At 59.5% G+C, this 12,787-nt stretch carries 12 protein-coding genes; 3 read left to right on the forward strand and 9 right to left on the reverse strand.

The window, feature by feature from the left end; all coding sequences use genetic code 11:
• Positions 1-89: 89 nt before the first annotated feature.
• Together nagZ and AC07OV_RS02880 are read right to left on the reverse strand one after the other, a co-directional pair.
• Positions 90-1,100: a beta-N-acetylhexosaminidase gene (gene nagZ, locus AC07OV_RS02875; RefSeq protein WP_495091487.1), complete on the reverse strand. Its 1,011-nt coding sequence runs from the start codon at positions 1,098-1,100 to the stop codon at positions 90-92.
• Between the two features lie 154 nt (positions 1,101-1,254).
• Positions 1,255-1,962 (reverse strand): TetR/AcrR family transcriptional regulator, encoded by a 708-nt coding sequence (locus tag AC07OV_RS02880; RefSeq protein ID WP_494998738.1) that lies wholly within the window; start codon positions 1,960-1,962, stop codon positions 1,255-1,257.
• 263 nt (positions 1,963-2,225) lie between these two features.
• Here AC07OV_RS02880 and lexA point away from each other — a divergent pair, with 263 nt between their 5' ends.
• Positions 2,226-2,834, forward strand: a complete 609-nt coding sequence (lexA, locus tag AC07OV_RS02885) for a transcriptional repressor LexA (RefSeq protein WP_003172575.1) — start codon at positions 2,226-2,228, stop codon at positions 2,832-2,834.
• Between the two features lie 10 nt (positions 2,835-2,844).
• Positions 2,845-3,318, forward strand: a complete 474-nt coding sequence (gene sulA, locus AC07OV_RS02890; RefSeq protein WP_176995341.1) for an SOS-induced cell division inhibitor SulA — start codon at positions 2,845-2,847, stop codon at positions 3,316-3,318.
• A 196-nt stretch (positions 3,319-3,514) separates the two neighbouring features.
• Here the strand turns inward: sulA and AC07OV_RS02895 are convergent, their stop codons facing one another.
• From AC07OV_RS02895 to AC07OV_RS02925, 7 genes are all read right to left on the reverse strand, one after another.
• Positions 3,515-3,748, reverse strand: a complete 234-nt coding sequence (locus AC07OV_RS02895; protein ID WP_176995340.1) for a hypothetical protein — start codon at positions 3,746-3,748, stop codon at positions 3,515-3,517.
• A gap of 197 nt (positions 3,749-3,945) precedes the next feature.
• Positions 3,946-4,467, reverse strand: coding sequence for a DUF6586 family protein (locus AC07OV_RS02900; protein ID WP_495091488.1), 522 nt, complete (start codon positions 4,465-4,467; stop codon positions 3,946-3,948).
• Between the two features lie 202 nt (positions 4,468-4,669).
• Positions 4,670-7,291: a type I DNA topoisomerase gene (topA, locus tag AC07OV_RS02905; RefSeq protein ID WP_494998735.1), complete on the reverse strand. Its 2,622-nt coding sequence runs from the start codon at positions 7,289-7,291 to the stop codon at positions 4,670-4,672.
• A 114-nt stretch (positions 7,292-7,405) separates the two neighbouring features.
• Positions 7,406-7,642 carry a DUF1653 domain-containing protein gene (locus AC07OV_RS02910; RefSeq protein ID WP_028619417.1) on the reverse strand — a complete coding sequence of 79 codons (237 nt, stop codon included), beginning with the start codon at positions 7,640-7,642 and terminating at the stop codon, positions 7,406-7,408.
• A 97-nt stretch (positions 7,643-7,739) separates the two neighbouring features.
• The gene (gene fadA / locus AC07OV_RS02915; protein WP_016971415.1) at positions 7,740-8,915 is read right to left on the reverse strand and encodes an acetyl-CoA C-acyltransferase FadA; all 1,176 of its coding nucleotides are present in this window, start codon (positions 8,913-8,915) and stop codon (positions 7,740-7,742) included.
• Positions 8,916-8,944: 29 nt separating this feature from the next.
• The gene (gene fadB / locus AC07OV_RS02920) at positions 8,945-11,092 is read right to left on the reverse strand and encodes a fatty acid oxidation complex subunit alpha FadB (RefSeq protein WP_495091489.1); all 2,148 of its coding nucleotides are present in this window, start codon (positions 11,090-11,092) and stop codon (positions 8,945-8,947) included.
• Positions 11,093-11,711: 619 nt separating this feature from the next.
• On the reverse strand, positions 11,712-12,149 hold the full coding sequence (locus AC07OV_RS02925) for a hypothetical protein (protein WP_176995336.1): 438 nt from the start codon (positions 12,147-12,149) through the stop codon (positions 11,712-11,714).
• A 106-nt stretch (positions 12,150-12,255) separates the two neighbouring features.
• Here AC07OV_RS02925 and AC07OV_RS02930 point away from each other — a divergent pair, with 106 nt between their 5' ends.
• Entirely contained in the window at positions 12,256-12,696 is a 441-nt protein-coding gene (locus AC07OV_RS02930; RefSeq protein ID WP_176995335.1) for a universal stress protein, read from the forward strand.
• The last annotated feature ends 91 nt before the right edge of the window (positions 12,697-12,787 follow it).

Genomic DNA, 12,787 nt, shown 5'->3' on the forward strand with positions numbered 1-12,787 from the left:
TAGATTGCTATCGCCGGCAAGCCAGCTCCTACATTTGGAACGCATTCCCCTGTAGGAGCCGGCTTGCCGGCGATAGGCGCACCACGGTCTCAATCGATCAACTGCGCATCCCGCAACGCCGTCAACGCCGCCAACCAGCGCGGATCCTGTTTGTAATCCGTCGAAGCAATCGCCTGCCCCCGCATCCGCGCAATACGTGCAGATGGCGTGACCTTCATGCGCTGCGCCGCGCTCAACGCCAATTCGGCCGCCGCACGGTCGTTGCACACCAGCCCCATGTCACAACCCGCCGTCAACGCTGCCTCAATCCGGCTAGCTGCGTCGCCCACCACATGCGCCCCTGCCATGGACAGGTCATCGCTGAAAATCACCCCATCAAACTGCAACTCACCCCGCAGGATGTCCTGCAGCCAGCGGCGCGAGAAGCCAGCCGGTTGCGCATCAACCTGCGGATAGATGACGTGAGCCGGCATTACGGCCGCCAGCTGCTGACTCAGGCGTGCGAAAGGCACCAGGTCATTCGCACGAATTTCCTCCAGGCTGCGCTCGTCATTGGGAATGGCCACGTGGGAATCGGCCTCGGCCCAGCCATGGCCCGGGAAGTGTTTGCCGGTGGCGGCCATGCCGGCGCTGTTCATGCCGCGAATGAACGCGCCAGCCAGCAGCGCTGCGCGTTCCGGGTCGCCTTCAAAGGAACGGGTGCCCACCACGGCGCTGCGCTGGTAGTCCAGGTCAAGCACGGGGGCGAAACTCAAGTCCAGGCCGACAGCCAGCACTTCGGTCGCCATGATCCAGCCACACTGCTCGGCCAGATATTCAGCGTTGGGGTTATCTGCGAGTGCGCGCATGGCCGGCAGACGCACGAACCCCTGGCGCAGGCGCTGCACACGGCCGCCTTCCTGATCGACCGCCAGCAGCAGGTCCGGGCGCACTGCACGAATGGCCGCGCTCAGTTCCCGCACCTGGCGCGGGTGTTCGATATTGCGCGCAAAAATGATCAGCCCGCCCACTTCCGGCTGGCGCAACAGGTGGCGATCCTCGGCCGTCAGCCAGGTGCCGGCAACGTCAACCATCAATGAACCTTGCAGGGCAGCAGTCATAAACCTTCCTTAAATAACGCACACAACCCGCTGCCCTCACCTGACCCCATTAACAATGAGGGCTCAGTGAGAACCGCGGGTTGCGAGTAAATAGCTGAATTCGGCATGGGCAGCTAGCTTAGCGGATGCAAGCGGCCGCGCACACCCGGGAGGGTCACGCCTTGGCGACAGTCGGTGTCGATTTGCTGCGTGGGCGCAGCTGGGCAGCGGCCATGGCCGGGTCGGTGACGCCGGTTTCGGCACGCATGCCGGCCGCGAGAAACGGCACCATCAGGCGCATGACCTGCTCGATGGAGGTGTTGACGCCGAAATCGGTCTCGGCAATCGCACGCAGCGCCTTGATCCCGGACATGCTGAAGGCCGCGGCGCCCAGCATGAAGTGCACGCGCCAGAACAACTCGATCGGAGGGATACGCGGCGCGGCTTCGTTGACCAGCAGCATGTAGCGGCGGAAAACCTTGCCGTACATGTCTTCCAGGTAACGGCGCAAGTGCCCCTGGCTCTGGCTGAACGCAAGGCCCAACAGACGCATGAATATCGACAGGTCGTTACCGCTGCGCGGCTGAACCACCAAGGCTTGTTCGACCAGCATTTCCAGCAGGTCTTCCAGGCTTGGCTTGTTGTCGGGCTTGGTCTGGCGACGCTCCAGCTCACGGTCGAGGCTGGCGCAGAAAGGCCCCAGGAAGCGCGAGAATACCGCCTGGATCAGGGCTTTTTTCGAGCCGAAATGGTAGTTCACTGCGGCGAGGTTGACCCCGGCCTTGCTGGTGATCAGCCGCAATGAAGTTTCAGCAAATCCTTTTTCCGCGAACAATTGCTCGGCAGCATCGAGAATGCGTTCAACGGTTTCCGACTGGGCCATGGCTACTCCGCCTGACAAACACTTGTTTGAAACATACGTTTCAGGTTGTGTCTTGTCAACCCTGAGGGTCCGTTTTCCGGCCGGGCAGTCATCTATTTCATCGCTATTTAATCACATCCATCGAGGTCTGTAGGCAGCGCTATCCCTGCCTTGTAGGAAGGGTGACGAATGACCGTCCAGCGGAGTGCTGGAAAAGGATGATTGCCAAGCGCAGTTCACTGTATATAATCCCAGTCACTGTATAAAAAGACAGAGCGATCAACATGCTAAAACTGACGCCACGCCAAGCTGAGATTCTGGCTTTTATCAAGCGCTGCCTCGATGACAACGGCTATCCGCCGACACGAGCGGAAATTGCGCTGGAACTGGGGTTCAAATCCCCCAACGCCGCCGAGGAACACCTCAAGGCCCTCGCCCGTAAAGGCGCGATCGAGATGACCCCGGGGGCTTCACGCGGTATCCGCATCCCTGGTTTCGAAGCCAAGGCCGACGAATCGACACTGCCGATCATCGGTCGCGTCGCGGCCGGTGCGCCGATCCTGGCGCAACAGCACGTCGAAGAGTCATGCAACATCAACCCGACCTTCTTCCATCCTCGCGCCGACTACCTGTTGCGGGTCCACGGCATGAGCATGAAGGACGTGGGCATTTTCGATGGCGACCTGCTTGCCGTCCATACCACCCGCGAAGCCCGTAATGGCCAGATCGTCGTTGCCCGTATCGGTGATGAAGTCACCGTCAAGCGCTTCAAGCGTGAAGGCAGCAAGGTCTGGCTGTTGGCCGAGAACCCTGAGTTCGCCCCGATTGAAGTGAACCTGAAAGATCAGGACCTGGTGATCGAAGGCTTGAGCGTCGGCGTCATTCGCCGCTAAAGGAGGCACCATGCAGCTCGTCCATACCCCACAACACACACAACTGTCGCTGTTCGAGGCCTTCATGGCCCAACCCCTTGCGCCCATCCTCAAGGAAACGGTCGAAGCGCCCTGGAGCGCCGAGCCTGAGGCGTTCAGTGAATTGTCGTTGCGCGGTACGGCCGGGAGCTGCCTGAGCCTGCTGGCGCCAGTCCTGCGTGAATTGAGCGAAGAGCAGGATGCTCGCTGGCTGACGCTGATCGCCCCACCGGCCAGCCTGACCCAGGCTTGGTTGCGGGACGCAGGCCTCAATCGTGAGCGTATCCTGCTGCTGCAACCCCGCGGCACGCAGAGCGCTCAACAATTGACGTGCGAGGCCTTGCGCCTGGGGCGTAGCCACACGGTGGTAAGCTGGTTGAACCCGCTGAATGCTGCGGCCAAGCAACAGCTGATCAGTGCTGCACGCACGGGTGATGCGCAGAGTTTGAATATTCGGTTGGGGTAAACAGGGTAGCCAAGCCTGCGCTGGGCTTCTGTAGTGAGCGGGCTTGCCCGCGCTGGGTTGCGAAGCAGCCCTAAATTGACTAAAGCGGTATATCAGAAATTACGCGGTGCCTGGTTTGGGGCTGCTTCGCAGCCCAGCGCGGGCAAGCCCGCTCACTACAAAAATCGCGCAATCATAGACGGCGTCTTCACAGGGTTTAGTGCAGAACCCGCGGCCCCTCTTCTTTTTCCGGTTCGCCTTCGGCCAAACGACCGGCCATCTGCACACCCACGCTCAACATGGCTTTCGCCACTTCCACGTGCTGGCCTTGCAGGAACGCTTTGGCGTCCTCGGAAAAATCCAGAATAACCAGAGAACCCTCGTCCTCTGCCCGGCGCAGCTCGATTCGGCCGTCAGGCAACTCAACAATTTCCAGAAAGGACGTCGGCATAAAAGTCTGTTCTCCACGAAAGGCCGGGATTATATCAGTCATCCACCCGGCCCCGCTGAGGATCTGAAGAGGTTTCTTTACAGCTTGATGAATGGTCGTTAACGCGTAGGAGCTGGCTTGCTGGCGATGGCATCAGCGCGATGTGCCTGACACACCGAGGCGTCCGCATCGCCGGCAAGCCGGCGCCTACACAATCATCAGCATTCGTTAAGGCCTTCGCGAAAGCGCAGCGCCATCTTTTTCAATTCCTGACGCCAGCTCTCCAACTCTGCCCGGCTCAATGGCTTGGGCTCTGCCTCTTCCACGGCCACCGCGACGATCAATGGCTGCGTCACGTCGCCCTTCGGCACATGAGGAATACGCGGCGGCTGGAACATATCCGCATGAGCCTTGAGCAAACGCGCGACCCAACTGTCAGGGCTTTGAGCCATTTCCACCAATTCGGCCAGCTCGGGAATCGCCATCGTGTCCAGCACTTCGCAATTCATGATCATCTCTGCACGGGGCGAACCGGCCTGAGGCAAGCGGTAGAACCCGGCGATTTCATGGCATAGGCCCAGCAAGGCGCCGTACAGGTGAAACAAGGCCGCTTCACGCCCCGCCTGGACCAGCGCGATGGCGTTCATCTCTTTCCCTTCCTCGGCGCGGCCAAGGGCTTCCAGGGACAAACCCGCGAAGTAAATTTTCTGATTGGTACGGGTATAGAGTTCGTTGGCCATGACGGCAATCTCCACAACGAATAGGCGTGATGCTGGCTTTGTAGGAACAAGGGGGGCGCCTAGCCCTTGCTCGCGAAAAACCTGAGAGCGCCATTATGTATCAGGCTTCCCACGTCATCGTTAACGATTTTCACCAGCACGCTCGCTTCACCAAAAAAAGGCCGCCTATGCAGGCGGCCTTTGTATTTCGCAGACTAGTCGATCAAGCGCCCTGGCGCTTGTCCTCGACCTTCCACTTGCCTCCGTCGTAGAACGCTTTCCAGCCCGTAGGCTTGCCGTCCACTTCGGTCTGCACGTATTGCTCCTTGGTCTTGCGGCTGTAGCGGATCACGGCCGGACGACCATCGGGATCCTTCTTCGGCGCTTCGCACAGGAAGTGGTACTTCGGATCGATCTCATCCTTGTGCGGAACGATCTCCAGCACCAGCGGCGCACGGGTCTCGCGATTTTTCGGGAACTGGCTGGCAGCCAGGAACAGCCCCGAAGCACCGTCACGCAGGATGTAGGTGTCGTTGACCTTCTCGCACTTGAGCTCAGGCATCTTCACCGGGTCCATCTTCGGCGGCGCCGCATCGCCGCTTTTGAGCAGCTTGCGGGTGTTCTTGCACGTCGGGTTGGTGCAACCGAAGAACTTGCCGAAGCGGCCGGTCTTGAGCTGCATCTCGCTGCCGCACTTGTCGCACTCCAGGCTCGGGCCTTCATAGCCCTTGATGCGGTAGGTGCCCTCTTCGATCTCGTAGCCGTTGCAGTCCGGGTTGTTACCGCAGATGTGCAGCTTGTGCTTTTCATCCAGCAGGTAGGCATCCATCGCCGTGCTGCAGATCGGGCAACGGTGCTTGCCACGCAGTACCAGCGACTCGGATTCACCCTCGTCATCGGCGGCGATTTCATCGCCCGGCACCAGGTTGACGGTGGCCTTGCAACGCTCTTTCGGCGGCAGGCTGTAGCCCGAGCAGCCGAGGAACACGCCAGTGGAGGCGGTACGGATCTGCATCGGACGGCCGCAGGTCTGGCACGGGATGTCAGTCATCACCGGCTGGTTGGCGCGCATGCCGCTGTCCGGGCTTTCGGCTACTTCGAGTTTCTTCTTGAAGTCACCGTAGAACTCGTCCAGTACGTTTTTCCAGTCGCGTTCGCCCTGAGCCACGTCATCGAGGTTCTCTTCCATGCCGGCCGTGAAGCCGTAGTCCATCAGGTTGGAGAAGCTCTCGGACAGTCGCTCGGTGACGATGTCGCCCATCTTTTCCGAGTAGAAACGACGGTTGTGCAGCGCCACGTAGCCACGGTCCTGGATGGTGGAGATGATGGCCGCATAGGTCGAAGGACGACCAATACCGCGCTTTTCCATCTCTTTGACCAGGCTGGCTTCCGAGTAACGCGCCGGTGGCTTGGTGAAGTGCTGGGACGGATCAAGCTTGATCAGCTTCAACACATCGCCCTGGGCCATGTCCGGCAGCACGTCGTCATCGCCAGGCTTGGCGATCTGCGGCATCACGCGGGTGTAGCCGTCGAACTTGAGGATACGGCCCTTGGCGCGCAGCTCGAAGTCGGAGGCCGCCACGGTAACCGTGGTGGACAAGTATTGCGCCGGCAGCATCTGGCAGGCCAGGAACTGGCGCCAGATCAGCTCGTAGAGGCGCTCAGCGTCACGCTCCATGCCGCTCAGCTTGGCAGGCGTGGTGTTGGCGTCGGAAGGACGGATCGCTTCGTGAGCCTCCTGTGCGCCTTCCTTACTGCTGTAGACGTTCGGGCTCTCCGGCAGGTACTTCTTGCCGAACTCGCCTTCAATATAAGTACGCGCCATCGCGACCGCGTCCACCGACAGGTTGGTGGAGTCAGTACGCATATACGTGATGTAGCCGGCCTCGTACAAGCGCTGGGCCATCATCATGGTTTTCTTCACGCCGAAGCCCAGGCGGTTACTCGCGGCCTGCTGCAGGGTGGAGGTGATGAACGGCGCCGACGGCTTGCTGCTGGTCGGTTTATCTTCGCGCTTGACGATGCTGTAGCTGGACGCCTTGAGCTTTTCCAGCGCGGCCATGGCCTGGGCTTCGTTCAGCGGCTTGAAGGCCTCGCCTTTTTCGCGGGCCACTTCAAAGCGCACGTTGGCGCCCTTGGCGGTGCCGAGGTCAGCATGGACTTCCCAGTATTCTTCAGGGATGAACGCACGAATCTCGCGCTCCCGCTCCACCACCAGCTTCACGGCAACCGATTGCACACGGCCGGCCGACAAGCCACGGGCGATCTTGGCCCACAGCAGTGGCGAAACCATGTAGCCCACGACGCGGTCGAGGAAACGACGGGCCTGCTGGGCGTTGACGCGGTCGATGTCCAGTTCGCCCGGCTTGGAGAAGGCTTCCTGAATGGCTTTCTTGGTGATTTCGTTGAACACCACACGCTTGTAGCGGCTGTCATCACCGCCGATGGCTTCCCGCAGGTGCCAGGCAATGGCTTCCCCTTCGCGGTCCAAGTCCGTTGCGAGATAGATGGTGTCGGCATCCTTGGCGAGCCGGCGCAGCTCTTCGATGACCTTTTCCTTGCCCGGAAGGATCTCGTACTTGGCCTTCCAGCCATGATCCGGGTCCACACCCATGCGCGAGACCAGCTGCTTGCGCGCTTTCTCTTTAGGGGTGAGCACCGGACCTTCGCCCGCAGCCGCCTTGCCGCGCTTCGCGGCTGGCTCCTTGCTGGCGCTAGCCGAACCGCTGGTGGGCAGGTCTCGGATATGGCCGATACTCGACTTCACCACGTACTCGTTGCCCAAGTACTTGTTGATGGTCTTGGCCTTAGCCGGGGATTCCACAATGACCAGCGATTTGCCCATGGATCGGAAAATTCCTGAATTCGAGAAGTGAAAGGCAGTTGGCGCCTGTCGCGGCAACGCTATATATAGTGGCAACAAGGTGAGGTCAAGCGCAGCATTCTGCGCGACGTGCCGTTATTGCCCTGAAAAAAGACTGGGTTCGGCCTGCACCAAAGCAAAGCGCGGGACTTGCTCGCCGTCAACTTCGACGGTCTCCACAAACATGCTCAATGGGCGCACCCAAAAGCCGTAATCGCCATACAGTGCTTGGTAGAACACCACTTCTTCTTCGGTCTCGGAATGCCGCGCCACACTGAAAACACGGTACTGCGGACCTTTATAATGCTGGTAGAGCCCTGGTTCGACTTTCATGCTCTGGCCCTCTTACAAAATTTGTTTAAAAAAAAATACAAAACCGCCAAAAAACAAAAACCGGGGCACTGGGCCCCGGCTTCCGTCAACCTAACGCTTAGACGCGTTCGAAGACGGTGGAAATGCCTTGGCCGAGACCAATGCACATGGTTGCAACCCCGAGGTTGCCGCCATTTTGCTTCATCACGTTAAGCAAAGTGCCAGAAATCCGCGCACCGGAGCAACCGAATGGGTGGCCCAGGGCAATTGCACCGCCGTGCAGGTTAACCTTCTCATTCATCTTGTCGAGCACTTTCAAATCTTTCAGCACGGGCAGGGCCTGTGCGGCGAAAGCTTCGTTGAGCTCGAAGAAGTCGATGTCGTTGATGGTCAGGCCTGCGCGCTTCAAGGCTTTTTGTGTGGCCGGTACTGGACCATAGCCCATGATCGCCGGGTCCACACCCGCCACGGCCATCGAACGGATCACGGCCAGCGGCTGGATACCCAGGTCCTGGGCACGCTGCGCCGACATCACGATCATGCACGAGGCACCGTCGGTGATTTGCGACGAAGTACCGGCTGTCACGGTGCCGCCCTTTGGATTGAACGCTGGCTTCAAGGCCGCCAGGCTTTCCAGGGTGGTGTCCGGACGAATGGTTTCGTCGTAGTCGAACAATTTCAGGAAGCCGTTCTCGTCATAGCCGTTCATCGGGATGATTTCATCCTTGAACTTGCCTTCCACGGTCGCCTTGTGGGCGAGCTGGTGGGAACGCAGGCCGAACGCATCCTGGGCTTCGCGGGTGATGCCGTGCATCTTGCCGAGCATTTCCGCGGTCAGGCCCATCATGCCCGAGGCTTTTGCCGCGTACAGCGACATGTGCGGGTTCGGATCGACGCCGTGCATCATGCTGACGTGGCCCATGTGTTCCACGCCACCGACCACGAACACATCACCGTTGCCGGTCATGATCGCCTGGGCGGCGGTGTGCAGGGCGCTCATCGACGAGCCGCACAGGCGGCTGACGGTCTGGCCAGCAGCTGTGTGCGGGATCTGGGTCATCAGCGACGCCATGCGCGCGATGTTCCAGCCCTGCTCCAGGGTCTGGTTGACGCAGCCCCAGATCACGTCCTCGACTTCGTTAGGATCGACCTTGGTGTTGCGCTCAAGCACTTTGCTGATCAGGTGCGCCGACATGTCTTCGGCGCGGGTGTTGCGGTGCATGCCGCCCTTGGAGCGGCCCATCGGAGTGCGACCGAAGTCCACAATCACGACGTCTCTTGGATTCAAGCTCATAAATAGTCTCGCTCTAGTCGTTTGGGCGCTTAACCGAAGAAGCTCTGGCCGTTTTTGGCCATTTCACGCAGCTTCGCGGTCGGGTGGTACAGCGGGCCCAAATCAGCGTATTGATCAGCCAGGGCAACGAACTCGGCCACACCGATCGAATCGATGTAACGCAGCGCACCACCACGGAATGGAGGGAAACCAATACCGTACACCAGGCCCATATCGGCTTCGGCGGCGGTTTCTACGATGCCGTCTTCCAGGCAGCGCACGGTTTCCAGGCACAGGGCGATCATCATCCAGTTGATGATGTCTTCGTCCGACACCTCACGCTGCTCGTAGATGACAGGCGCAAGTACTTCGTGAACCGATGGATCGGCCACTTTCTTCTGCTTGCCCTTCTTGTCAGCCTCATAGGCGTAAAAGCCCTTGCCGTTCTTCTGGCCCAGGCGCTTGGCCTCGTACAGCGCGTCAATCGCCGAACGGCGGTCGTCTTTCATGCGGTCCGGGAAGCCTTCAGCCATCACGTCGCGACCATGGTGACCGGTGTCGATGCCGACCACGTCCATCAGGTACGCCGGGCCCATTGGCCAGCCGAATTTTTCCATGACCTTGTCGATGCGCACGAAGTCCACACCGGCGCTGACCAGCTTGGCGAAACCGCCGAAGTACGGGAACAGCACGCGGTTGACCAGGAAGCCCGGGCAGTCGTTAACCACGATCGGGTTCTTGCCCATTTTCTTGGCGTAGGCAACGGTGGTGGCAACCGCCAGCTCACTGGACTTCTCGCCACGGATCACTTCCACCAGCGGCATCATATGCACCGGGTTGAAGAAGTGCATGCCGACGAAGTTTTCCGGACGCTTGAGGGCCTTGGCCAGCAGCGAGATGGAAATGGTCGAGGTGTTGGAGGCCAGGATGGTGTCATCTTTGACCTGGGCTTCCACTTCAGCCAGTACGGCCTGCTTGACCTTCGGGTTCTCGACAACCGCTTCGACCACCAGGTCGACGTGGCCGAAATCGCCATAGGACAGCGTAGGACGAATGCCGTTGAGCACTTCAGCCATCTTCGCGGCGGTCATGCGACCTTTGTCCACGCGGCCGACCAGCAGCTTGGCGGCTTCCGCCAGGCCTTGCTCGATGCCGTGCTCGTTGATGTCTTTCATCAGGATCGGCGTGCCTTTGGACGCCGACTGGTAGGCAATACCGCCGCCCATGATACCGGCGCCGAGTACGGCAGCCTGTTTCACGTCGCGGGCGATTTCGTCGTAGGCCTTGGCCTTTTTCTTCAGTTCCTGATCGTTCAGGAACAGGCCGATCAGGCTCTGGGCTGCGGAGGTTTTCGCCAGTTTGACGAAGCCAGCGGCTTCCACTTCCAGGGCTTTGTCGCGACCGAAGTTCGCGGCTTTCTGGATGGTCTTGATCGCTTCAACCGGCGCCGGGTAGTTCGGGCCGGCCTGGCCTGCCACGAAACCTTTGGCGGTTTCAAACGACATCATTTGTTCGATGGCGTTGAGCTTGAGTTTTTCCAGCTTCGGCTGACGCTTGGCCTTGTAGTCAAATTCGCCGCTGATGGCGCCCTTGATCAGGTTCAGTACGGCTTCAGCCAGTTTATCCGGAGCAACCACAGCGTCGACGGCACCGACCTTCAGTGCGTCTTCAGCTTTGTTTTCCTTGCCGGCGGCAATCCACTCGATGGCGTTGTCGGCACCGATCAGGCGCGGCAGGCGCACGGTGCCGCCGAAACCCGGGTAGATGCCCAGTTTGACTTCAGGCAGGCCGATCTTGGCCGTAGCGGACATCACGCGGAAGTCGGCTGCCAGGCACATTTCCAGGCCGCCACCCAACGCGATGCCGTTGATCGCGGCGACGGTGGGTACGTTGAGGTCTTCGAAATCGCTGAAAATCTTGTTGGCTTCGAGGTTGCCAGCCACCAGCTCGGCATCGGGCAGCTTGAAGTTGTCGACGAATTCGGTGATGTCAGCGCCGACGATGAACACGTCCTTGCCGCTGGAGACGATCACGCCCTTGACCGAAGCATCTGCTTTGATGGTGTCTACGGCCTGACGCAATTCATTCAGGGTTAGACGGTTGAACTTGTTGACGGACTCACCCTTGAGGTCGAATTTCAATTCGACGATGCCACTTTCAAGAGCCTTAACCGTGATGGCTTTACCTTCGTAAATCATCAACTGATCTCCACGATATGGAAGCTGAACAGTACACACTGGACGCTGGCCTCTGGTTGGACATTGATGATTGGGTCAATGTTCACGCCAATCCGCCAGGCACACCCGCCAATGCGATAGTCGGGGTTCTGTATGAGCAGTCTGACAGACAAACGCTCAATTCATACGCCCGTTTGATTTGGGTACGCCACCTTCATCCAATTCCGGGCAATTGTCAATCGCTCCAAAGGCTAGGAAAAACGCGACTTTCCAGTCATTTCAGAACCCCAACCATAGGCCCGCGCCTCGTCAATATTCAAATATTCACGAAATCAATAATGGAAAAGATGTGGGAAAAGGCTGTACAGAACGGGATATCCGGCTAGGCTAGCCGCAACCGTAGCGCGCCGTGATGAACATCCGACGCGTGAAACACAGATTTACCGGCCTGCCTGGCCAACTCCAGCCCGATGATGATGTCGGGCTTTTTATTGCCCGCGGTTTCGCCATGACTGGCGCGCTCTTCGTAGGAGCCCGGCTTGCCGGCGATTGGGCCCACAAATATTGCACAGGACATCAGGACGTCATCGCCGGCAAGCCGGGCTCCTACAGGGTCGGCAGTGGCCGTCGGGGTCGGGTATCAGGCCAGGGCCTTGAGCAAGGTATCGATGTCCTTCAACACGCTCGCCTCGCCCTTCTCCCCCCAATACAGGGCAATCATCTGCTTGTCGGCCTCGACCTTGTAGACGTTGGCCGGCAGCGTTGCAAAATGCGGCAACAACTTCTCGTCCTCGCAGACTTCGCGCCATTGGTTGACCCACACCCCCGGCTCCAGTTGCCAGTAACTCCAGATCGCCGGCGTGCTGCCCCGCCGTGGCCGACAGTACTGCGCGCACGGGCTGGGCGGCTCCTGCTTGAGCCAGTGCGGCCACTCCTGGGGCGCCAATTGCATGGCCAGGCCGATGCGGCGGGCTTCCATGCGCAAGGCCATGCGCCCGCTCTGATGGCGCGACGGGCGCAGCCATGCCAGGGGGCTCAGAACCACCACAAGGATTGACACCACTATCCAGACCGTCATATGTGTACTCCCGAATTTCTAGATGAGCGGATTTGATCTGACGCAACCCCATCCGCTTGAAAGCAGCCATACTGAACTTATTGCAGTCCCTCTGGAGGAACGCCTCATGCCCTACCAACATATTCTGGTCGCTGTCGACCTGACCGAAGAGTGCGACCCAGTGATCAAGCGCGCGCAGGAATCTGCAATCGCCAATGGCGCCATACTGTCGCTGGTGCATATCGTCGAGCCCATGGCCATGGCCTTTGGGGGGGACGTGCCGATGGACCTTTCCCAGTTGCAGCAACAACAATTCGACCAGGCCAAAGAGCGCCTTGACCGTTTGATCCTCAAATACCCGCACCTGAAAAAGGAAGACTGCCACCTGACTTACGGCCAACCGCGCCAGGAAATCCACCACCTGGCCAAGGAAAAGGCTTGCGACCTGATCGTGGTCGGCAGCCACGGCCGTCATGGCTTGGCGCTGTTGCTGGGCTCTACCGCCAATGACGTACTGCACGGTGCACCGTGCGACGTGCTGGCCGTCAAGCTGGTCAAAACCCCTTAAGTCCTACCGAGATCAAAATGTGGGAGCTGGCTTGCCTGCGATAGCGGTGTATCAGTCGCCAAATGCATCGACTGACAGACCGCTATCGCAG

The sequence above is a fragment of the Pseudomonas sp. GW821-FHT09A09 genome (assembly GCF_059418405.1).

Coding starts and splice junctions, on each gene's coding strand:
- AC07OV_RS02910 (WP_028619417.1), bottom strand. CDS start 7,642: ATGAAAGTCGAACCAGGGCTCTACCAGCATTATAAAGGTCCGCAGTAC.
- AC07OV_RS02925 (WP_176995336.1), bottom strand. CDS start 12,149: ATGACGGTCTGGATAGTGGTGTCAATCCTTGTGGTGGTTCTGAGCCCC.
- fadA (WP_016971415.1), bottom strand. CDS start 8,915: ATGAGCTTGAATCCAAGAGACGTCGTGATTGTGGACTTCGGTCGCACT.
- lexA (WP_003172575.1), top strand. CDS start 2,226: ATGCTAAAACTGACGCCACGCCAAGCTGAGATTCTGGCTTTTATCAAG.
- nagZ (WP_495091487.1), bottom strand. CDS start 1,100: ATGACTGCTGCCCTGCAAGGTTCATTGATGGTTGACGTTGCCGGCACC.
- fadB (WP_495091489.1), bottom strand. CDS start 11,092: ATGATTTACGAAGGTAAAGCCATCACGGTTAAGGCTCTTGAAAGTGGC.
- sulA (WP_176995341.1), top strand. CDS start 2,845: ATGCAGCTCGTCCATACCCCACAACACACACAACTGTCGCTGTTCGAG.
- AC07OV_RS02930 (WP_176995335.1), top strand. CDS start 12,256: ATGCCCTACCAACATATTCTGGTCGCTGTCGACCTGACCGAAGAGTGC.
- AC07OV_RS02880 (WP_494998738.1), bottom strand. CDS start 1,962: ATGGCCCAGTCGGAAACCGTTGAACGCATTCTCGATGCTGCCGAGCAA.
- AC07OV_RS02900 (WP_495091488.1), bottom strand. CDS start 4,467: ATGGCCAACGAACTCTATACCCGTACCAATCAGAAAATTTACTTCGCG.
- AC07OV_RS02895 (WP_176995340.1), bottom strand. CDS start 3,748: ATGCCGACGTCCTTTCTGGAAATTGTTGAGTTGCCTGACGGCCGAATC.
- topA (WP_494998735.1), bottom strand. CDS start 7,291: ATGGGCAAATCGCTGGTCATTGTGGAATCCCCGGCTAAGGCCAAGACC.